Genomic DNA, 21894 nt, shown 5'->3' on the forward strand with positions numbered 1-21894 from the left:
GAGACTCCCCCTTCAGGCGGAGCCGAAAGACCCGTCGACAGGCGGATGCCACTGGGACGCTCCCGGACGTACCGTGGAACCACAGTCACAGAGGAGACCCACATGCTCGAGATTCGAGACGTCAACAAGCATTTCGGCACGAAGCACGTGCTCACGGACGTCAGCTTCGATGTCCGCGAGGGGAGAATGACCGGATTCGTCGGTGGCAACGGCGCAGGCAAGACGACGACGATGCGCATCATCCTCGGTGTGCTCTCGTCTGACGGCGGCACCGTCACCCTCGGCGGCGCGAAGCTGACCCCGGACGACCGGCGCCTGTTCGGCTACATGCCGGAGGAGCGCGGACTGTACCCGAAGATGAAGGTCGAGGAGCAGCTCGTCTACCTGGCCAGGCTGCACGGCTTCACCACGACGGCCGCCAAGCGGAACGCCTCAGCGCTGCTCGAGCAACTCGGCCTCGCCGAACGATCCACGTCGACCCTGGAGAGCCTCTCTCTCGGCAACCAGCAACGGGCCCAGATCGCCGCTGCGCTCGTTCACGACCCCGAAGTGCTCGTCCTCGATGAGCCGTTCTCCGGTCTCGACCCGATGGCCGTCGACGTCGTCGTCGGCGTTCTCAAGGACCGGGCGTCAGCTGGCGCCCCCGTGCTGTTCTCCTCCCACCAGCTCGACATCGTCGAGCGACTCTGCGACGACCTCGTCATCATCGCCAACGGAGAGATCCGCGCGAACGGGTCACGGGAGTCGCTCCGCGCCCAGCACTCGACCCTCCGCTACGAGCTCATCTCCAGCGGGGATGCCGGCTGGTTGCGATCGGTCCCCGGCGTCAGCGTCGTGAACTTCGACGGGGGTTACGCCCTCTTCGACGTCGACTCCGAGAGCACGGCGCAGGCCGTTCTCCGCGACGCCATCGGCCGCGGCGACGTCGCAACATTCGCCCCACAGCATCCATCACTCGCCCAGATCTTCAAGGAGGTCGTCCGATGAGCATCTCGACACGGACCGCACGCCCGGCTTCCCCCAGCCCCGCCCAGAGCACGTGGCTCGTCGCGGAACGCGAGGTGACCATGCGCCTGCGCAGCAAGACCTTCCTCATCTCCACCGGCATCCTGCTGCTGCTCGTCCTGGCGTCGATCGTCATCGGGGGCTTCGCGGCGCAGAACACCGAAGACACCCCCGTCGCCGTCGTCGGCACGGCCTCGCAGGCTCTCGGCGACGCCGAAGGTCTCGACGTGACCGAGGCAGGCAGTGTCGACGAGGCGACCGCTCTGGTCGAGGACGGCACCGTCGATGCGGCCGTCGTGCCCGATGACTCCACGCCTCTCGGTATCGCCGTCATCGCCGACACCGAGGTCCCGACGTCGCTGGTCAGCCAGCTCAGCCTGGCGCCACCGGTGCTGCTGCTCGACGAAAGCGCCACCAACCCGCTCATCGCCTACCTGGTCGCGCTCGGCTTCGGTCTCGTGTTCTTCATGTCTGCCATGACGTTCGGCTCGACCATCGCCCAGAACGTCGTCGAGGAGAAGCAGACCCGCGTGGTCGAGATCCTCATGTCGGCCATCCCGGTCCACGCACTGCTGGCGGGCAAGGTGCTCGGCAACTCGATCCTCGCCTTCGGTCAGATCGCGGTGATCTCGGCGCTGTCGATCATCGGTCTGACCATCACCGGACAGACCGACCTGCTGGCCGGTCTCGGCATGCCGATCGTCTGGTTCGCCCTGTTCTTCGCCGTCGGGTTCGTGCTGCTGGCAGCGATGTTCGCGGCAACGGCGTCGATGGTCTCCCGGCAGGAGGACATCGGGGCGACCACGACTCCGGTGACGATGCTCGTCATGCTCCCGTACTTCCTGGTGATCTTCTTCAACGACAACCCCACGGTTCTCGCGATCATGTCGTACGTGCCGTTCTCGGCGCCCGTCGCCATGCCCGTCCGGTTGTTCCTCGGCTCGGCGGCGTGGTGGGAGCCCCTCCTCTCCCTCGGCATCCTCGCGGCGACGACCCTCGTTGTGATCTGGCTCGGATCGCGGATCTACCAGAACTCACTGCTCAAGATGGGCGCACGGGTGAAGTGGGGCGAGGCGTTGAAGGGCTGAGCCCTGACCCGTCTTCAGGGGTCATTTGGGGGAACCCTAGTGACATGAGGATTTCTCAGGAATAGTCTGCGGTCATTACTCGGTGTCTACCCGAAGGGACCGTAATGACTCACTCGATCGTGCCTGAACCCGTTCTCACCCGCCGTGAACGACAAGCAGCACTCAACCCGCTCCGCTATCACCCGATGGTGAACCCCGTGCACATCCCCGAACCTGTGCACATCGAAGTACAGCCCAAGCGCCTGAGCGTCACCTCCCTGGTGCTTGGGTTGTCTTCACTCTTCCTCGGCTTCACCGTGATCATCCCGGTCGCCGGGATCGTCTTCGGCATCCTCGGCGTCGGCCTCGAGCCGACACGCAAGGCGCTGTCGGTGACCGGCATCGTCGCAGCGGCCGTGTTCGGCGCCGCATGGGCTGCCCTGACTCCTCCGCTGCTGGCGGTCCTGGGGGGCTGACCGCGACGTCGTGTCCGTCCGGTTTCCCCGCTGGACGGACGCGGCGTCGCCGACGAGACTGGTACCCACTGAGAGGGAGGGTTCCATGTCGCAGACGCAGGTTCAGGAGCATCCGATCGAGGCGACGCTCACCAATCTCGGCCAGCGCTGGCTCCTCGCCGTCGAACGCACCCTCCCCCATCCGCCCCAGGCGATCTGGGCCGCGGTCACCGAACGCGACCTGGTCAGCCGGTGGGCACCATTCGACCCGGACCGCGACCTCACCGAGACGGGGTTCGTCGCCCTGCCCGAGGCGGGAATCGAGCGCAGGGACGACGACACCGAAGACTCGATCGGAACGATCGTCACCGTCGCACCCCAGCGGATGCTGTCGCTGATCTGGGGCGGGGACCCCCTCGACATCGAGCTGGCACCGACGGCATCCGACACCGTCGTACGGCTGAGCCACACCTTCGACGACCGCTCAAACGCCGCGAGCTACGCGGCCGGCTGGCACCTCTGCCTCACAGCGCTCGACGGCGTGGCCGGCGGCAAGGATGTTCCGCGGATGGTCGGCGACGCGGCGAAACTGCACGGCTGGGACGACCTCCACGAGAAGTACAGCGAGTTGTTCGGGGACTGAAACCGGGCCTGGACGCATCGTTCGTGCAGCCCTCCCCTGTCCGTGCACGTTTCTGGTTCGTCGCCGCCCGCCGGCATGCGCAAAACTAGGGGTGTGACTGAAACCCTGCATGACCCTGAATCCCGAGGCTTCGCCAGCGACAACTACGCCGGGGTGCACCCCGAAGTGCTCGAGGCGATCGCCGCCGCCAATGGCGGCCACCAGACGGCATACGGGGCGGATGTCTACACCGACAAGCTGCAGGAGGTCTTCGCGTCGCACTTCGGTGGCGGCGTGCAGGTGTTCCCCGTCTTCAACGGCACAGGCGCGAACGTCATCGGCCTGCAGTCGATGCTCCCCCGCTGGGGAGCGGTGATCGCGGCATCCACTGCCCACATCAACGTCGACGAGAACGGCGCCCCTGAGCGGGTCGGCGGAATGAAACTCCTCACGGTCGACGCCCCTGACGGCAAGCTCACCCCCGAGCTCATCGACCAGGAGGCGTGGGGCTGGGGCGACGAGCACCGTGCCCAGCCGCTCGTGGTCTCGATCACACAGTCGACCGAACTCGGCACGCTCTACACCGTCGACGAGGTGCGTGCCATCGCAGACCACGCGCACAGCCACGGCATGAAACTGCACATGGACGGCGCACGACTCTCGAACGCGGCCGCGTCGCTCGGCGTGCCGTTCAGGGATTTCACGACCGACGCCGGCGTCGACGTCCTGTCGTTCGGAGGCACGAAGAACGGCCTGCTGTTCGGTGAGGCGGTCGTCGTGCTCAACGCGGAGGCATCCGACGGCCTGATCTTCCTGCGCAAGCTCAACATGCAACTGGCGTCGAAGCTGCGCTTCGTCTCTGCCCAGCTCATCGCCCTGCTGGAGGGCGACCTGTGGCTGCGCTCGGCATCACACGCGAACGCCATGGCGGCCAGGTTGCGTGCGTCGCTCGAGGACCTCCAGTCCACAGGGACGATCGCCGGGCTGCAGTTCAGCCAGCCCACCCAGTCGAACGCGGTTTTCGCGACCCTCCCGGCCGGCTCGGCCGACCGGCTGCGTGAGATCTTCCGTTTCTACGACTGGGATGCCGCACAGAACGAGGTGCGGTGGATGGCGTCGTTCGACACGACCGAGGCAGACATCGACGCCTTCGTCGAGGGCATCAGGGCCGAACTCGCCGCCTGACCGGTCCTCAGGCACCCGGTGCGCCTGCGGTCGAAAATCCTTGCCAAAAGGTGATCGTGCACGCCAAGCTTGACCCCAGTAAGGGGGTCACCATGACCGCACGAGATCCAGCGCAATCGATTCTGCGACGCAAACCGATCGAAGAGATCGAAGAAGAGAACAAGCACAGCGGCCTGTTCAGAAGTCTGGGACTCTGGCAGCTGACAGCCATCGGCGTCGGTGGGATCATCGGTGTCGGCATCTTCTCGCTCGCCGGCCTCGTTGCGGCCGGGAGCGAGGACACCCCGGGGGTCGGCCCAGCCGTTCTCATCTCCTTCCTCATCGCCGGACTGGCGTCTGCGGCGGCCGCCCTCTCCTACGCAGAGTTCGCCGGGATGATCCCCCGCGCCGGGTCTGCGTACACCTACGGGTACGTTGCCCTCGGCGAGATCATCGGCTGGTTCATCGGCTGGGATCTCCTTCTCGAGTACATCGCCATCGTCGCGGTCGTCGCCATCGGCATCTCCGGGTATTTCGATGCCTTCCTGTCGGGAATCGGTATCGACATGCCCGCCTGGATGACGTCGACGGCCGATGAAGGCAGGGGCGGGATCGTCAATCTTCCCGCGATCGTCGTCTGTCTCCTCGTCACGTGGATCCTCAGCAGGGGCACCAGGACGTTCGGCCGGTTCGAGCTCGTCGCCGTCGCCATCAAGGTCCTCCTGATCCTGTTCATCATCGGACTGGGCGTCTTCTACATCGACACAGCGAACTACGACCCGTTCATGCCGAGCGGGTTCGGCCCCGTCGTCGCCGGTGCGGCCACCGTGTTCTTCGCCGTGTTCGGCTACGACGCGATGAGCACGGCAGCGGAGGAAGCCACCGACGGCAAGAAGCACATGCCGAAGGCGATCATCCTGTCGCTCATCATCGCCATGATCCTGTACGTCGCCGCGACCCTCGTGCTCACCGGGATGCAGAACTACACGGAGATCGACCCGACGGCCGGGTTCGCCTCGGCGTTCACGAGCGTGGGTCTGCCGGTCATCGCGACGATCATCGCCGTTTTCGCCGTGATCTCGATCATGACGGTCATGCTCACCTTCCTCCTCGGCGTCACCCGGGTGTGGTTCTCGATGAGCAGGGACGGCCTGCTGCCCGGCTGGTTCTCGAAGACCGACACGCACGGCACACCGCAGCGGGTGACCTGGATCGCCGGCATCGCCGCGGCGTTCCTCGCCGGGGTGTTCCCGATCAAAGAGGTCGCCGACCTGACGAACATCGGCATCCTCGCCGCATTCGTCGTCGTCTGCACCTCGGTGATCGTGTTCCGCTACAAGAAGCCGAACGCTCCGCGGACGTTCCGGCTGCCGTGGATGCCGATCGTCCCGGCCTTCGGTGTGCTGGCGTCCGGGTTCCTCATGCTGCAGTTGCACTGGGAGACCTGGCTGCGGTTCGGTGTATGGCTGCTGATCGGTCTCGTCATCTACTTCTTCTACGGCCGCAGGCACTCGCTGATGAACCCGAAGAGCCCGCGCCACTCGGAGCGGGTGGAGCCGCCCGCTCCGAGCCCGCAGGCCGAGTAGCGAAGGGTGGGCAGGCTCTAGGCCTGCCCCACCAAACGGTCGAACAACGCGTCCTTCTCGCCGTCGACGACGCGACGGGAGGCATCCGCGTCGTACCAGTCGATCAGTTCACTGGCGCCGTCGGCGAAGAGCGTCCGCTGCGCGAAGTCGGGCACGAGCTTCTTGAGCTTGCTGTTGTCGAACACCATCGAGTGGGCCTTGTCACCGAGCAGGCCGTCGCCGAGGTCGGGTGCTGCTGCGGCGATCGCGTCACTGGTGACGTGGGCCAGGATCGGCTCGACGCCGGCAGCGGCTCCGAGCATCCGGTAGATCGCGTCCCAGGTCGGAGCCTCGTCGCCGGTGATGTGGAACGCCTCACCGATCGCCGCCCGGTTGCCGAGGAGTCCGACGAAGCCGACGGCGAAGTCCGTGGTGTGGGTGATGGTCCAGAGCGAGCTGCCGTCGCCGTGGACGACGACGGGAGCGCCGCGGCGCATCCGGTCGATGTCGGTCCAGCCGGCGAGGGTGGGCAGCAGGGTGCGGTCGTAGGTGTGCGAAGGACGCACGATGGTCACCGGGTATCCGTTGTCGCGGTATTCGCCGATCAGGGTGTCCTCGCAGGCGATCTTGTTGCGCGAGTACTCCCAGAACGGGTTCCGGAGCGGTGTCGATTCGGTCACAGGGAGCCGGGTCGGCGGGGTCTGGTACGCCGAGGCCGAGCTGATGAACACGTACTGTCCCGTGTTCCCGCGCACCTCGTCGAGGTGCAGCTGGTCGGGGGTGAAGCTGAGGAAGTCGGCGACGACGTCGAACGAGCGACCGCCGATCGCGCGACCGACGGCATCCGCGTCACGGACATCGGCGCTGAGCGACTCGACACCGTCCGGCAGCGGACGGTCGCCGGACCGTCCGCGGTTGAGGACCGTGACGTCCCAGCCGCGCTCGGCGGCGAGGGCCACGGAGGCGGAGCTGATGACACCTGTGCCACCGATGAACAACACACTTTTTGCACTCATGTGCCCATCCTCTCGCGACTTGCTGGGTTTGCAGGGGTTGGACCACCCGAAGACCCCCTCAAACCTGGCAACTCGCGAACGTTACCTTCCGTTGCTCGGCGATTCGGCCGTCGCGCCCACCCGCCGTAACGTCGAAGGATGCCTGCCCTCGACGCATCCGCCCCCACGATCGCCAACCTGCTGACCGAGACCAGGCGCTACCCCGCCGACGCGGCGTTCACGGCGCAGGCCAACGTGACGGCCGAGGACTGGGCGAGGGCCGACGCCGATCCTGAGGCGTTCTGGGCGGATGCCGCGAAACGGCTCGACTGGGTCGAGCCGTGGCACACGACCCACACCTGGGAACCGGTCACGGAGGGTGCCGACGGCGAACTCACCGTGCCGAAGGCCGAGTGGTTCGCCGGGGGGACGCTCAACGTCGCGGTGAACTGCGTGGACCGCCACGTGGCCTCCGGAAACGGCGACAGGATCGCCCTGTACTTCGAGGGCGAACAGGGCGACCGCCGTGCGATCAGCTACGCCGAACTGCAACGCGAGGTGTCGAAGGCCGCGAACGCGCTCGAAGCGCTCGGCGTCGGGAAGGGCGACCGTGTCGTCATCTACCTGCCGGTGATCCCGGAGACCGTCATCGCGACCCTCGCGGTCGCGCGGATCGGCGCCATCCATTCCCTCGTCTTCGGCGGGTTCAGCGCCGAAGCGCTGCGGTTCCGCGTCGAGGACACCCGCGCGAAGCTGCTCATCACGACGGACGGGCAGTACCGGCGCGGGGCCGCTGTCGCTGTGAAGGACAACGCGGACGCCGCTGTGGACGGCGTCGAGAGCATCGAACACGTCCTCGTCGTCCGCAGAACGGGCGACGAGATCCCCCCGATCGCCTGGACCCAGGGCCGGGATGTCTGGTGGCACGACGTCGTCGACTCCGCGCCTGACACCCATCAGGCGCAGGCGTTCGACGCAGAGACCCCGCTGTTCATCATCTACACGTCCGGTACGACCGGGAAGCCGAAGGGCCTCGTTCACACCTCCGGTGGCTACCTCACCCAGGCGTCGTGGAGCCACTGGGCGATCTTCGATGCGAAAGCCGACGACGTGCACTGGTGCACCGCCGACCTCGCCTGGGTCACCGCGCACACCTACGAGATCTACGGGCCTCTCTCCAACGGCCTCACGCAGGTGATCTACGAGGGCACCCCGAGCTCGCCGCACACGGCGCGGCATTTCGAGATCATCGAGCGGTACGGGGTGACGACCTATTACACGGCGCCGACCCTGATCAGGACGCTGATGACGTGGTTCCCCGACGGCCCGCCCGCCGGCTACGACCTGTCGTCGATCCGTCTGCTCGGCACCGTCGGCGAAGCGATCAACCCTGAAGCCTGGGTCTGGTTCCACACCCATCTCGGCCGCGGACAGGCACCCATCGTCGACACCTGGTGGCAGTCGGAGACAGGAGCTGCCGCAATGGCGCCGATCCCGGGAGTCTCAACGCTCAAGCCGGGGTCGGCGAACCGCGCCCTGCCCGGCCTGTCGACGCTCATCGTCGACGACGCCGGCGACCCTGTTCCGTTCGGTGAAGGCGGATACCTCGTTGTCGACCGCCCTGGCCCGGCCCTCGCCCGCACCGTCTGGGGCAACCCCGAGCGCTACCGCGACTCGTATTGGTCCCGGTTCTGGAAGCAGGGCTACTTCTTCTCCGGCGACGGTGCCAAATGGGACGCCGACGGAGACATCTGGGTGCTCGGCCGGGTCGACGACGTCATCAACGTCTCCGGGCACCGGCTCTCCACCATCGAGATCGAATCGTCGCTCGTCGCCCACCCCGCTGTGGGCGAGGCGGGAGTGGTAGGCGTGACGGATGCCATCACCGGGCAGGCCATCGCGGCGTACGTCATCCCGGCGACCCGGTCCTCGGGGCCCGAGGCGGAGCATCCCGACTACTGGCTTGGCTTGAGTGACGAACTCACCGAACTCCTGCGGTCACACGTCTCCAGGCAGATCGGACCGATCGCGAAACCACGGGACGTCATCATCGTGCCCGACCTGCCGAAGACACGCTCGGGCAAGATCATGCGTCGGCTGCTCGGCGACATCTCCGACGGCCGCCCGCTCGGCGACGTGACGAGCCTGCAGGACGACACGGTGCCGGGGAGGATCGAGGAGATTCACCTCGCGTCGGGCAATCGGTGATCGCCTGTCGACAAGCTCAGTGCGCCAGTGACGAAGGAGTATCGAGACCAGCCCGCACGATCTCGATGGGCCCTCACGCGGCCTGCTCGATCGCCGTGGCCCTGCGCCCCGAACTGGGTCGGACGTTCCCGGCTTGGCGACAGGGTCGTCGTTTAGGATGAGAGTCCACCGCCTCCCGACCATGGTGAAGACATGTCCGCTCCTGCCTCCGACCGCCCGGCGACGCCTGCCGCTGCGAGGAAGCGATCGCTGAAACCGTTGTGGGTCGCCGCTGCCGCGATCGCCTCGGTCGTCGCCCTCGCCCTCTCGGGCACGCCAGGCGGAACGATGGCGCAGTGGTCAGAAACCGGCTCGCAGCCGGCGTCGCTCTTCACTGCGGGTTCGATCAACGCCGCCACTGCGGTCGCGCCATCGCCGGCTGTGACGTTCTCGGCCGGGACGACCGAGAAGGTCGGTGGTTTGACGATCACGAACTCAGGCACCGTGGATGCGACGTACACCACGACGACGACCGCCACCGGTTCGTCCGCCCTTGCCGGCGGAGTCCAGGTCGTCGTCTGGAAATCGACTGCCGCTGCGGGATGCACGACGCCGGTGTCCCCGGTCACCGGCACGTGGTCCTCGTTCCCCGTCCTGACCGGCACTCTCGGTGCGGGCGCCTCGCAGTTCTACTGCGTGAAGACGAACCTCACCACACCGGTCGGGCTGGCGTCCAACACGTCGGTCACCGGAACGTTCACCACCGCCATGAAGCGCAACACCTGGACGAGCTCCTCGACGGCGGCAGTGGTGCAGACGTTCGTGGACGCCCCACCGTCCACTCCGACCGGCCTCGGCTTCAGCGGAACCACCCAGACGACGACGACCCTCACCTGGACCGCGTCCACTGACGACGTTGCCGTCACCGGCTACGACATCTACAACGGAGCAACGCTGATCGGCAGCACGACGGGGGCAACCACGTTCCCGGTCACCGGGCTCTCGTCCTCGACGACGACCACGTTCTCGGTCAGGGCGAAGGACGGTGCCGCTCACACCTCAGCACCAGCATCGGCGAGTGTCACCACTCTGACGGCCGCCCCGCCGAGTGGCTGGCACCGGCTCGTCAACACCAAGAGCGGCCTGTGCATCGACGCCAAGGGCGCAGGAACCGTCAACTTCTCCCCTCTCGTCCAGAACACCTGCATCAACCCGGCGCCGATGAACCAGACCTGGTCGTTCTCCGGGCCGAACGCCGACGGGTACTACACCGTCGTGCCGCGACACACCAGCACGGTGGTCTGGGACATCGAAGCGGCATCCGGCGACAACGCCGCCCGCGTCATCCTGTACGGGCCGCACGGCGGAGTGAACCAGCAGTGGACCGTTCGCCTGGTGGCACCGGACACCTACCAGTTCATGGCCAGGAACAGCAGCAAGTGCATGGCCGTCGTCGGCGGTTCACTCGCCGTCGATGTCGGCTACGAGCAGGTCACCTGCAACGCTGCAGACCCCGCCCAGACCTTCAGCTTCCGTGCGGTCGACACCACCGCCCCCACCACGCCCACGTTGAGCGGTTCCCTGAACGGCACGACGGCGTCGCTGTCATGGTCGGCTTCGACCGACGCCACGGGCGTCACGGGGTACGTCGTGTACCGCAACGGCGTCCAGGTGGGCGAGACGACGGCAGCGGTCAGGACGTTCTCGAACACCGGACTCACGTCCGGGTCGACCTACGCATACACGGTGCGGGCGAAGGATGCCGCCGGAAACCTCTCGCCGGCATCGAACTCGGTGAGTCTCGCAGTGATCCCGAGCCTGAGCTGTTCCTCGTCCACCTGGATGGCCACGTACTCGTGGACGCCTCCCGCAGGCGTTCCCCAGTCCTCCCTGAGGTACAACCTCTACGTCAACGGCGTCAAACTCACACACTCGGCAGACGGCTGGAATTCGTACGTCCAGCTGACCCAGTACAACGTGCCGTCGACCATTCCGCTCGGCCGCTCCACCGTCCTCGTCACCAGGATCCTGTCGGACGGAAGCGAGACGGCGATCGGGACCGGAGTAGTGAACATCACGCTCTACCCGACGACAACGACACGGACCTATAACTGCGGCTGACCCGCGTCGCGATTTCATCGAGATCACAGTTGCGCACCCAAAACCCTCTACAACGGAGTTCGTGAGTGCGCAACTGCCATCTCGCAGACGGACGCCGCCCCTAGGCTGATCCCCATGCGATTTGGAACCTTCATCCCTCAGGGATGGCGATACGACCTTGTTGGAATCGACCCCGCAGAGCAGTGGGCGACGATGAACAGCCTTGCGGCCCATGCGGACGCCGGACCCTGGGAATCGATCTGGGTGTACGACCACTTCCACACAACGCCCGTGCCCTCGGAGGAGGCCACTCACGAGGCATGGACGCTGATGTCCGCCTTCGCCGCGACGACGAAGCGGGTGCGGCTCGGACAGATGTGCACGTGCATGAGCTACAGGAACCCGGCCTACCTGGCCAAGGTCGCGGCCACTATCGACATCATCTCAGGCGGACGGGTCGAGATGGGGATCGGCGGCGGCTGGTACGAGCACGAATGGCGGGCATACGGGTACGGTTTCCCCGGCGCAGGCGACCGCCTCGGCAGGCTCGACGAAGGCGTCCAGATCATGAAACAGGCCTGGGAGACCGGCACGGCCACCCTCGACGGCAAGCACTACCAGGTCGACGGCGCCATCGTCCGGCCGCAGCCGCTGCAGGCCGACAGCATCCCCTTCTGGATCGCCGGCGGCGGAGAAAAGGTGACGCTGCGGATCGCCGCGAAGTACGCGCAGTACACCAACTTCGACGGTTCGCCCGAGGGCTTCACCCACAAGAGCGAGATACTGCGCGGGCACTGCGAGAAGATCGGCAGGGACTTCGACGAGATCGTGCGCAGCTCCAACTACAACGTCGTCATCGCCTCGACAGAGGCCGAGGTCGCCGACCGCCTCGACGCCATCGAAGCACGCGTCACCCCGTACCTCGGTGCGGCGAAGGCCGCTGACTTCCTGGCCGAGTACCGCAGCGGCCAAGCGCTTGGCGTCGGAACCCCTGAACAGATCGTCGAACGCCTCCGCGCGATGGGGGACCTCGGCCTCGCGTATGCCATCACCTATTTCCCCGAGGCGGCGTACGACCGGTCCGGGATCGAGCTGTTCGAGCGTGAGGTCATCCCAGCGCTGAGCTGACCGCGGCGTAACGTTTCGTCGCGCTCGGCGAGACGAACAGTTGCCGACGTACAGTGAAGAGAGTGGCGAGGGCGCCGTGGAATACTCCGCGGCGCCTTTTGCTTGCATATGAATGGATCAACGGCGACCCGACATTGCACTCGACCCAGCGAAGGAAGCCGGAATGACCACCTCAACCCTCAACCGCACCGCCGTCACCAGCACACCGATCCACGGGGTGCTGGCCGAGCGCTGGAGCCCGCGCTCGTTCGATTCAAGCGTCGAGGTCGCCGACGAGAAGATCACCGCTGCCCTCGAGGCCGCCCGCTGGTCGGCCTCAGCGTCGAACACCCAGCCGTGGCGCTTCATCGTCGCCCGCAGGGGATCGGCCGAGCACGACACCATCGTCGAGAACCTCGTCGGCTTCAACCAGACCTGGGCTGCATCAGCACAGGTCCTCATCGTCAACCTCGCCTCGGTGACGACGCCAGAAGGAACCCCACTGCGCTGGGCCCAGTACGACCTCGGCCAGGCCGTGGCCAACCTGACCATCCAGGCCCACCACGACGGCCTGCACGTTCATCAGATGGGCGGAATCGACGTCGCCGGCCTGCGCAACGCATTCGGCATCGCCACCGACCTGGAGCCGATCTCCGTCACTGCACTCGGCGTTCTGGGCGAACCGGATGCCCTGTCCAGCGACGTGCTTCGCGAGCGTGAAGTCGCGCCGCGCAGCAGGCGCCCTCTCGACGAGCTCGTTCTCGTCAACGCGTAGGTCACTCTCACCGAACCGCGGGCGTCAGCGTACCGTCGCGGCTCTCACCGACAAACGGGCGGATGCCGAAGCATCCGCCCGTTTTCGATTCGCCGTTTCGCGGTCTAATCGCCCGCCACCGCGGCCACGGTGAGTTCATCCCTGGCGGCGTCGAGGTCGACGCGAACCGTGTTGCCATCGCGGATCGATCCTTCGAGGATGGCCGTGGCCAGCCGGTCGTCAATCTCGTTCTGCATGAGCCGGCGTAGCGGCCTCGCCCCGTAGATCGGGTCGTACCCGCGCTCGGCCAGCCAGCTCCGCGCATCGGGAGTCACAGCGAGTTCGAGTCGACGTTCGTGCAGCCGGCGCTGCAGGCGATCGATGTACAACTCGACGATCTGACTGAGGTCGGACTCGGTGAGCGACGAGAACACGACGATGTCGTCGAGCCGGTTCACGAATTCGGGCTTGAACGCCTGCCGGACGAGCTGCTGCACAGCGTCCTCCTTCTCGGACCACGACAGGTCGGGGTCGACGAGGTACTGCGAACCGAGGTTCGAGGTCAGGACGAGGATCGTGTTCCTGAAGTCGACAGTCCTGCCCTGGCCGTCGGTGAGCCTGCCGTCGTCGAGTACCTGGAGCAGCACGTCGAAGACCTCGGGGTGGGCCTTCTCCACCTCGTCGAGCAGCACGACGGAGTACGGGCGGCGACGGACCGCCTCGGTCAGCTGCCCGCCCTGCTCGTAGCCGACGTAGCCGGGAGGGGCTCCGACGAGTCGCGAGACCGAGAACTTCTCGCCGTACTCGGACATGTCGATGCGGACCATGGCCTTCTCGTCGTCGAAGAGGAACTCGGCGAGGGCTTTCGCGAGCTCGGTCTTTCCGACGCCGGTGGGGCCGAGGAAGAGGAACGAGCCGGTCGGCCGGTCGGGATCCGAGATGCCCGCCCGCGTGCGCCGAACGGCATCCGCCACCGCCTTGACCGCCTGCTTCTGACCGACCAGCCGCTTGCCGAGTTCGGTCTCGAGATGCAGCAGCTTCTCGGTCTCCCCCTGCAGCAGCCGACCAACGGGGATACCCGTCCACGCGGCGATCACCGCGGCGATGTCGTCCGACGTGACCTGGTCGTTGACCATGAGGGGTCCGTCGGTCTCGGCCTGCTCCGCTTCCTGAAGCTCGCGCTCGATCACGGGGATGTCGCCGTAGAGCAGACGGGAGGCCTTCTCCAGGTTGCCCTCACGCTGTGCGCGTTCGGAGGCGATCCTCGCGGTGTCGAGACGTCCCTTGAGCTCACCGACCCGGTTGAGGTTGGCACGCTCCTTGTCCCAGCGGGCCTGCAGTTCACCGAGTGTCTGCTGGCGCTCCGTGAGGTCTTCCCGGAGCCTGGCGAGGCGTTCCTTCGACGCGTCGTCCTTCTCCTTCTTGAGCGCCAACTCCTCGAGCTTGAGCCTGTCCACGCTGCGACGCAGTTCGTCGATCTCCACCGGGGCGGAGTCGATCTCCATCCGCAGCCGCGAGGCGGCCTCGTCGATGAGGTCGATGGCCTTGTCCGGCAGTTGCCTGGCCGGGATGTACCGGTTCGAGAGGGATGCCGCGGCCACGAGCGCCGAGTCGGCGATCGTCACCTTGTGGTGCGCCTCGTACCGCTCCTTGAGCCCGCGGAGGATCGCGACGGTGTCTTCCACGCTCGGCTCCCCCACGTACACCTGCTGGAACCGCCGCTCCATGGCGGCATCCTTCTCGATGTATTCGCGGTACTCATTGAGCGTCGTCGCGCCGATCATGCGGAGTTCACCCCTGGCCAGCATCGGCTTGAGCATGTTGGCTGCGGCGACGGAGCCCTCACCCGCGCCGGCTCCCATCAGGGTGTGCAGCTCGTCGATGAAGGTGATGATCGAGCCTTCGGCGTCGTTGATCTCCTGAAGCACGGCTTTGAGGCGCTCCTCGAATTCCCCGCGATACTTGGCGCCCGCCACGAGCGCGGCGAGATCGAGGGAGACGATCTGCTTGTTCTTGAGCGAGTCGGCGACGTCACCGGCGACGATCCGCTGGGCAAGGCCCTCGACGACGGCGGTCTTGCCGACACCGGGTTCTCCGATGAGGACAGGGTTGTTCTTGGTGCGGCGCGTCAGGACCTGGCTGACCCGGCGGATCTCTGCGTCGCGACCGATGACCGGATCGAGTTTGCCGGATGCCGCGATCTGGGTGAGGTTCACCCCGTACAGTTCCAGGGCGCTCTTCTGCTCCTCCTGCGACTGCTGGCCAGGCTGCATGTGTGATTTCTCCTACGTGAAAGTTGAGTCGAACTGACTCAAGTTTAGCGCGACTCGACGGGTGATGCCAGCGCCGCGGGATCGTAGGCTGGGTGAACCAGCGAATTCCCAGTGAGAGGCCGCGCCATGCCCGATGTCGACGTGATCGTGATCGGCCTCGGCTCCATGGGAGGAGCCGCAGCCAACACCCTGGCCCAGCGCGGACTGAAAGTGCTCGGCCTCGAGCGGTTCTGGCCGTCCCACGACCGCGGTTCAGCGCACGGCGGCACCCGGATCATCCGCCAGTCGTACTACGAAGGCGTCGAGTACGTCCCGCTCCTCCGTCGTGCATACGAGGGTTGGCGCCGGCTCGAGGAACAGTCAGGGCGCGCTCTCGTCTCTCTCACAGGGGGAATCTACATCGGCGACCCCGGGGAGGAGACCTTCACGGGCGCGCTGCGGTCGGCACAGGAATGGAACCTGCCGCATGAGGTGCTGACGAGCGCGGAGATCACCGCTCGCTTCCCGGCGATGCGCCCCGCCGACCACGCGGTAGGCCTCTACGAGGCGAACGCCGGGTTCGTGAACCCGGAGCTGACGACCGCGGCGAACATCCAGGTCGCGACGCAGCATGGAGCACGGATGCATTTCGGCGAGACCGTGCTGTCGTGGTCGGCGACCCGCGGTGGCGGTGTCGAAGTGGTGACCAGTCAGGGAAAGTACGGGGCCGACCGTCTCGTTGTCGCGCCTGGCGCCTGGTCGGCCCAGTTGCTCGGCGAGGTCGGGGCGCCTGTGACCCCCGAGCGCCAGGTCGTCTACTGGTTCGCTCCCGGCTATGCGCCGGGTCGCCCTGCGTACGAGGATTACGCCGCAGGTCGACAGCCGGTGTTCATCGAACGCACCGACGGTAACGACCAGGTCTACGGGTTCCCGATCGCTGACGGCCCGGCCGGGGGCATCAAGATCGGGTTCTTCCGCGACGAGCGGCCGACGGACCCGGATGCCGTCGATCGCGAGGTTCTCCCGTTCGAAGTCGCTCGCATGCAGGCGCGAGCGCTCGAACTCTTCCCGCACCTCACCGGCCGCCTGCTCGATGCGCAGACCTGCCTGTACCCGAGTTCTCCTGACGACCACTTCATGATCGGCCTGCACCCCGAGTTCTCGCAGGTGACGGTCGCCACCGGCTTCGGCGGCCACGGCTTCAAGTTCGTGCCGGTCGTCGGGCAGATCGCCGCCGACCTGTCGACGAGGGGACGCACGGACCTGCCGATCGACCTGTTCTCGCTCGACCGGCCAGCACTGCAATTCTGAGTCGATCCATGAGCTCTATCTCGGAGGGTGAGATCGGCGGCACACAGGACTACGCTGACTGCAAAATCGGACCCGTCCGAACGCAAAACAACGACCCGCTTTCCCAGGGGGCACTGGGAAAGCGGGTCGTTTTGCGCAAATGCGGTCTGAGCCGCAACCTTTCAATTATCGCCCGGCGGGTGGCCCTGGCGGTGGAATGACGGGCGTGTCGTTGTCGATATACGTGTCGTCGGAACGGTCCGCGCTCGGTGCCTCGGCCCCTTCCGGCGTCGCCGCTGCGGCGAACTCGCTGGGCGACTCGCCTGTGACGTTCCCGGGGTGCGTCTCGTCGAAATCGTCGAGGATGCCGTTGGTCTGGTCGAACGGGTGGGCGACGTCGCCCAGCACGCCCACGTTCTCGCTCGTGGCGTCGACGGATTCGGAGCCGGTGGTGACAGGCCCCGTGCGATCGGCCGTGCTGACTTCTCCGTCAGCGTCGGTGATCTTCACCTGGTCTTCGATGTCTCGTTCTTCGTTCATACCCCGACGCTACGCGCGGGGATATCGACGGCAAGACCCTTGACAGACGATCAGGCGAGGGTCGGACTGACCTTGAAGCCGGCGCCGCGATGCTCGGCCGGGAGATGGTCGCCGCGCCCGTGGAGCTTGTTGCGAAGGCTTCCCGGCTCATAGTCGCTCGGGTAGGCGTCGCGCTTCTGGAGCTCGGGGACGACGAACTCGACGATGTCCTCGAACGTGCCCGGCGTGATCGCATAGGCGAGGTTGAATCCGTCGACGTCGGTCTCGTCCACCCACGACTGCAGCTGGTCGGCCACTTCGGCCCCCGAACCGACGATCCGGGTCCCGAGGCCGCCGATCCCGGCCCAGTTCGCGATGTCACGGACCGTCCACTCGCTGCCGTCTTCGGATGCCGCCTGGAAGTTCGCGACCGCCGACTGGATGGCGTTGCTCTTCACGTCGCCGATCGGGTCGTCGAGGTCGTACTGGGACAGGTCGACTCCCATCCACCCTGACATGAAGACGAGGGCGCCTTCAGCGCTGGCGTACTGCTGGTAGTCCTCGTGCTTGGCCTGGGCCTTCTCGGGCGTCTCATCGGTGATGATCGTGACGAGCTGGTAGATCTTCGCGGAGTACCGGTCGCGGCCAGCCGCTTCGAGGGCATCCCGGATCTTCGACACCGTCGACTTCAGGACGGCCTTCGTCGGCGATCCGACGAAGATGGCCTCGGCGTTCTCGGCGGCGAACTGGATGCCACGCCCTGAGGCGCCGGCCTGGAAGATCACCGGGGTGCGCTGCGGGGACGGTTCGGACAGGTGGATGCCTGGCACGGTGAAGTTCTTCCCAGCGTGCCCGATCTCGTGCACCTTGGCCGGGTCGGTGAAGATCCCCGTCTCGCGGTCACGGACGACGGCGTCGTCCTCCCACGAACCCTCCCAGAGCTTGTAGAGCACCTCGAGGTATTCGTCGGCGATGTTGTATCGCTCGTCGTGTTCGACCTGGTCGTCGTGACCCATGTTGCGCGCGGCGCTGGGCAGGTAACCGGTGACCACGTTCCAGCCGATACGACCCTTGGTGAGGTGGTCGAGTGTGGAGAGTCGCCGTGCGAACGGGTACGGGTGCTCGTAGGCCGTTCCTGCGGTGATCCCGAAGCCGAGGTTCTTCGTCACGGCCGCCATGGCCGAGACGAGCAGCAGGGGGTCGCTCACCGGGACCTGCGCGCCGTTGCGCAGCGCGGCTTCGTTGCTGCCGCCATAGACGTCGTAGGTACCGAGCACGTCGGCGATGAACAGCCCGTCGAACTTGCCGCGCTCGAGCAGCTGGGCCAGTTCGGTCCAGTAGCTGAGGTCGGTGTACCGGTGCGACTGGTCGTCCGGGTGGCGCCAGAGCCCTGGGGACTGGTGGGCGACGCAGTTCATGTCGAAGGCATTGAAGCGAATGTGACGGGCCATCGTCCCATCGTGCGGGGAATCCGGCTTTCGCGCTGGGCGGGCCGACACACGGCGTCACAGAACACCCGGGGCGCGCTCAACAGGACGAACTGCTCGCGCGCGACGCTCGACAGGAGCAAGCGCCCGATTTCAGCGGGCGGTTCCTGTTGAGCGCGCGGGCGGACCGGCGAGCACCCGCTCGTACACGTCGATCATGCGGGCCGTCTGATAGCTCTGCCTGAACTCCTGGCTGGTCTGAGGCTCCACCACCAGTGTCGTTCCGGATGCCACGTCGGCGGCCACGCGACGGATTACCTCGGCGAGCGCCGCCACCGACCCGTCGTCCGGCTGCCAGTAAGTGTCCTTCGGGAGTTCCCCGGCGATGTTCGGGTCGCTCACGATCGACGGTGTTCCGAGCGCGGCAGCTTCGAACACGGTCATGCCCTGGGTCTCGAAGCCGATCGACGTCTGCACGAGGGCGTCGGCTGAGGCGATCGCCGTGAGGGCATCCCGGTACGGCACCTTGCCCGCGAACCGTACCCGGCCGACGAGGCCGTGGTCGCGCACGAACGCCTGGGCCTTCGACAGCAGCAGGCCTGCACCGTACAGCCGGAACTCGGCGTCCACGTCGGCCACCCGAATCGCCTCGAGATATTCGAGGATTCGCTTCTCCGCGCTCATTCTCCCCATCCAGACGAACAGCGGCCGGGAGCGCTGCCTCGGCACGGCGTCGGCGAGCACCTCTTCGACCACGGCGTCGTCCGCCCCTGTCCAGATCACGTCGACGTCCGCGGCGACGCCCTTCCGTTCCAGCAGCGACGCGAAGTGCCCGCTCGGCGCCGTCGAGGCATCCGCGCGAACGGCGAGTTCGTTGAGGAATGACCACGCGCTGGGGGCGAGGCGGGACCGCGTCGGCTTGAGCACCAGGTGCTGCCACCAGAGCAGCCCACGCACCGCCAGCCGGGGGAACGGGACGACCTGCTCGATCCCGAACTCCATGTGGTTGTGAAACGTGTGCACGGTGCGGATGCCGTGCCTCGCGGCATAGCGGTATCCGAGCATCGCGCCCCAGTAGTCGGCCTGCACATGGACGATGTCGACCGGCGCTCGCGTGGCAAGTGCCGCGTCGAGAAAGCGGTCGGTGCGGCGGGAGACGAGAGTCATCGAGTATTCGCGGTCGAGGGTGATCGGCACGGACGGCGTGTCGACGTAGTCCGGGTCGCCGGGATGCTCGCGGTGCATCTTCGGGGCACAGACCGTCACCGTGTGCCCGGCCTTCTCGAGGAAACGCTTCTGCAGTCTGAGTGAGACCTGCACTCCGCCGAGGGAGTCCGCGTGCTGGTCGCTGAACATCAGAATGTGCATGGTCCAACAAGCGTAGCCGGGCAACCCTGCGGTCAGCCGCTGATGCCCTCGACCTCTTCCAGCGCCTCGAGCAGCGACCCCTGCGCGAAACCGAACCAGTCGTACAGGCTCTCGACGTAGTCGTTGTCCGAGTCGACGTCCGGCTCGGTTCCCGTGGCGATGCCGAGGCTCGTGGCCAGGACGAGCCTCAGGTCAGTGAGCGTTCCGAGCCAGTACATCGCGTACTCGCGGTCGAGCTGCACGGTGCGCACCTCTCCGTCGCCCGTCCGGAGGGTCTCGGCGTTGTCGAACGAGACGAGGACGCCCCTGGCGTTCTCGATCTTGCGGTCGATGAGGTCGTCGAGGGTGAACCGGCGGAACTCGTCTGCCGCCTCCGGATCGTCTGCGTATGCATCCGGGAACAGACGGGCCAGCACGCCGGGGTCGACGTTCGCCTCGCCTTCCTTCACCCGCTCGAGCAGTCCGATGATCTGCTGCACGAGGTCGGTGAAGACGACGACCTCCTGCACCTCGAATTCGGCAAGGAGGTCTCCACCGGAGAGTGCGTCGAACGCTCTCATTCGGGCACCTTGACCAGCGTCGACAGCAATCCGTAGCCGTGCATCGCAACCACGTGGCGTTCCATCTCCTCGCGACTCCCCGTCGCCACGACGGCCCTGCCCGAGTTGTGAACCTGGAGCATGAGTTCGTCGGCACGCGCCTGGTTGAACCCGAAATAGCTGCGGAACACCCACGAAACGTAGGTCATCAGGTTCACCGGGTCATCCCACACCACAGCGTTCCACGGCGTTCCGAGCGTGAGCGACTCGGCGAGGTCCTTGCGGTGGTCTAGTTGCGGCACGCTCCCAGCTTTGCACTCGACGCGTCCAAAGCACAGCCCGCGGACGGGGCGAGGCCCCGTCGCCGGGGCCGGAGGACCACAATCCTCAGCGGCGTTCCCCGGTCGTTGCGTATTGTCGTCAGAAGGGCATCGCGCCCATCGACGACGGGAGTGAACGTGTTGAAACTTGGAGTGAAGGCGTCGGCGGAGCAGTTCGGCCCGCGCGACCTCGTCGAGATCGGCGTCATGGCCGAGGAGCACGGATTCGACAGCGTCACCGTGAGCGACCACTTCCAGCCGTGGCGACACAACGGCGGCCACGCGCCCTTCTCCCTCGCGTGGATGACCGCGGTCGGTGAGCGTACCGAGCGCATCAGCATCGGGACATCGGTGATGACGCCGACCTTCCGGTACAACCCGGCCGTCGTCGCGCAGGCCTTCGCCACCATGGGCTGCCTCTACCCTGACCGCGTCTTCCTCGGCGTCGGCACCGGCGAGGCCCTGAACGAGATCGCGACCGGCTACCAGGGCGAGTGGCCCGAGTTCAAGGAACGTTTCGCCCGCCTGCGTGAAGCCGTCGACCTCATGCGCCAGCTCTGGGTCGGCGACCGTGTCGACTTCGACGGCGAGTACTACACGACCCGCGGTGCGTCGATCTACGACGTGCCGGACGGCGGCGTGCCCGTCTACGTGGCGGCGGGCGGTCCCGTCGTCGCCAGGTACGCCGGTCGCGCCGGTGACGGCTTCATCTGCACGTCCGGTAAGGGCATGGAGCTGTACACCGACAAACTCCTCCCCGCTGTCGCCGAGGGCGCAGCGAAGGCCGGCCGCGATGCCGACGAGATCGACAAGATGATCGAGATCAAGATCTCCTACGACACGGACCGCGATGTCGCGCTCGAGAACACGCGCTTCTGGGCCCCGCTCTCGCTCACGCCTGAGCAGAAGCACTCCATCGAGGATCCGATCGAGATGGAGGCGGCGGCTGACGCCCTCCCGATCGAACAGGTCGCCAAGCGCTGGATCGTCTCCTCCGACCCCGACGAAGCCGTCTCGCTGATCAAGCCGTACATCGACGCCGGCCTGAACCACCTCGTCTTCCACGGCCCCGGCGGCGACCAGAAGCGGTTCCTCGACCTCTTCGAGCGTGACCTCGCCCCGCGGCTCCGCGAGCTCGGCTAGGGAATGCTCGGGGAG

The 21894-nt window shown here is 66.5% G+C and carries 19 protein-coding genes; 12 read left to right on the forward strand and 7 right to left on the reverse strand.

The features are described from left to right. Nucleotides 1-102 precede the first annotated feature (102 nt). The 6 genes from AC1M0F_RS11955 (at nucleotide 103) to AC1M0F_RS11980 (ending at nucleotide 5899) form a co-directional block, all read left to right on the forward strand. Complete coding sequence (locus AC1M0F_RS11955) at nucleotides 103-987, forward strand: ABC transporter ATP-binding protein (RefSeq protein ID WP_480238478.1); 885 nt, start codon at nucleotides 103-105, stop codon at nucleotides 985-987. Next, nucleotides 984-2093: an ABC transporter permease gene (locus AC1M0F_RS11960; RefSeq protein ID WP_480238479.1), complete on the forward strand. Its 1110-nt coding sequence runs from the start codon at nucleotides 984-986 to the stop codon at nucleotides 2091-2093. The genes AC1M0F_RS11955 and AC1M0F_RS11960 overlap by 4 nt, the downstream gene beginning before the upstream one ends. Before the next feature lie 104 nt (nucleotides 2094-2197). Further along, nucleotides 2198-2548: a hypothetical protein gene (locus tag AC1M0F_RS11965; protein ID WP_480238480.1), complete on the forward strand. Its 351-nt coding sequence runs from the start codon at nucleotides 2198-2200 to the stop codon at nucleotides 2546-2548. A gap of 85 nt (nucleotides 2549-2633) precedes the next feature. Continuing rightward, entirely contained in the window at nucleotides 2634-3170 is a 537-nt protein-coding gene (locus AC1M0F_RS11970) for an SRPBCC domain-containing protein (RefSeq protein WP_480238481.1), read from the forward strand. Between the two features lie 75 nt (nucleotides 3171-3245). After that, the gene (locus tag AC1M0F_RS11975) at nucleotides 3246-4334 is read left to right on the forward strand and encodes a threonine aldolase family protein (RefSeq protein WP_480238482.1); all 1089 of its coding nucleotides are present in this window, start codon (nucleotides 3246-3248) and stop codon (nucleotides 4332-4334) included. Between the two features lie 92 nt (nucleotides 4335-4426). Then, a complete protein-coding gene (locus tag AC1M0F_RS11980) occupies nucleotides 4427-5899 on the forward strand; it encodes an amino acid permease (RefSeq protein ID WP_480238483.1) in 1473 nt (490 codons plus the stop codon). Nucleotides 5900-5916: 17 nt separating this feature from the next. Here AC1M0F_RS11980 and AC1M0F_RS11985 read toward each other — a convergent pair whose 3' ends face one another. Further along, nucleotides 5917-6894 carry an SDR family oxidoreductase gene (locus AC1M0F_RS11985; RefSeq protein WP_480238484.1) on the reverse strand — a complete coding sequence of 326 codons (978 nt, stop codon included), beginning with the start codon at nucleotides 6892-6894 and terminating at the stop codon, nucleotides 5917-5919. 138 nt (nucleotides 6895-7032) lie between these two features. Between AC1M0F_RS11985 and acs the strand changes: the two genes are divergently transcribed. From acs to AC1M0F_RS12005, 4 genes are all read left to right on the forward strand, one after another. Further along, a complete protein-coding gene (gene acs, locus AC1M0F_RS11990) occupies nucleotides 7033-9081 on the forward strand; it encodes an acetate--CoA ligase (RefSeq protein WP_480238485.1) in 2049 nt (682 codons plus the stop codon). Nucleotides 9082-9273: 192 nt separating this feature from the next. Further along, the gene (locus AC1M0F_RS11995) at nucleotides 9274-11181 is read left to right on the forward strand and encodes an RICIN domain-containing protein (protein WP_480238486.1); all 1908 of its coding nucleotides are present in this window, start codon (nucleotides 9274-9276) and stop codon (nucleotides 11179-11181) included. Between the two features lie 114 nt (nucleotides 11182-11295). Further along, nucleotides 11296-12288, forward strand: a complete 993-nt coding sequence (locus AC1M0F_RS12000; protein ID WP_480238487.1) for an LLM class F420-dependent oxidoreductase — start codon at nucleotides 11296-11298, stop codon at nucleotides 12286-12288. Between the two features lie 163 nt (nucleotides 12289-12451). Then, nucleotides 12452-13042: a nitroreductase family protein gene (locus AC1M0F_RS12005; RefSeq protein ID WP_480238488.1), complete on the forward strand. Its 591-nt coding sequence runs from the start codon at nucleotides 12452-12454 to the stop codon at nucleotides 13040-13042. Between the two features lie 104 nt (nucleotides 13043-13146). On the opposite strand, the gene AC1M0F_RS12010 is transcribed toward AC1M0F_RS12005, so the two are convergent. Then, nucleotides 13147-15294: an ATP-dependent Clp protease ATP-binding subunit gene (locus AC1M0F_RS12010; protein ID WP_480238489.1), complete on the reverse strand. Its 2148-nt coding sequence runs from the start codon at nucleotides 15292-15294 to the stop codon at nucleotides 13147-13149. Nucleotides 15295-15420: 126 nt separating this feature from the next. Here AC1M0F_RS12010 and solA point away from each other — a divergent pair, with 126 nt between their 5' ends. Continuing rightward, nucleotides 15421-16584, forward strand: a complete 1164-nt coding sequence (gene solA, locus AC1M0F_RS12015; RefSeq protein ID WP_480238490.1) for an N-methyl-L-tryptophan oxidase — start codon at nucleotides 15421-15423, stop codon at nucleotides 16582-16584. 165 nt (nucleotides 16585-16749) lie between these two features. Here solA and AC1M0F_RS12020 read toward each other — a convergent pair whose 3' ends face one another. From AC1M0F_RS12020 to clpS, 5 genes are all read right to left on the reverse strand, one after another. Beyond that, nucleotides 16750-17103, reverse strand: a complete 354-nt coding sequence (locus AC1M0F_RS12020) for a hypothetical protein (protein WP_480238491.1) — start codon at nucleotides 17101-17103, stop codon at nucleotides 16750-16752. A 50-nt stretch (nucleotides 17104-17153) separates the two neighbouring features. After that, complete coding sequence (locus tag AC1M0F_RS12025; RefSeq protein WP_480238492.1) at nucleotides 17154-18533, reverse strand: LLM class flavin-dependent oxidoreductase; 1380 nt, start codon at nucleotides 18531-18533, stop codon at nucleotides 17154-17156. A gap of 129 nt (nucleotides 18534-18662) precedes the next feature. Further along, nucleotides 18663-19877 (reverse strand): glycosyltransferase, encoded by a 1215-nt coding sequence (locus AC1M0F_RS12030; protein WP_480238493.1) that lies wholly within the window; start codon nucleotides 19875-19877, stop codon nucleotides 18663-18665. Between the two features lie 32 nt (nucleotides 19878-19909). Continuing rightward, a complete protein-coding gene (locus AC1M0F_RS12035; protein ID WP_480238494.1) occupies nucleotides 19910-20437 on the reverse strand; it encodes a DUF2017 family protein in 528 nt (175 codons plus the stop codon). Then, nucleotides 20434-20718, reverse strand: a complete 285-nt coding sequence (gene clpS, locus AC1M0F_RS12040; RefSeq protein ID WP_480238495.1) for an ATP-dependent Clp protease adapter ClpS — start codon at nucleotides 20716-20718, stop codon at nucleotides 20434-20436. The genes AC1M0F_RS12035 and clpS overlap by 4 nt, the downstream gene beginning before the upstream one ends. A gap of 156 nt (nucleotides 20719-20874) precedes the next feature. Here clpS and fgd point away from each other — a divergent pair, with 156 nt between their 5' ends. Further along, the gene (gene fgd / locus AC1M0F_RS12045) at nucleotides 20875-21879 is read left to right on the forward strand and encodes a glucose-6-phosphate dehydrogenase (coenzyme-F420) (protein WP_480238496.1); all 1005 of its coding nucleotides are present in this window, start codon (nucleotides 20875-20877) and stop codon (nucleotides 21877-21879) included. Nucleotides 21880-21894 lie beyond the last annotated feature (15 nt).

This window comes from Mycetocola sp. Y719, assembly GCF_056713205.1.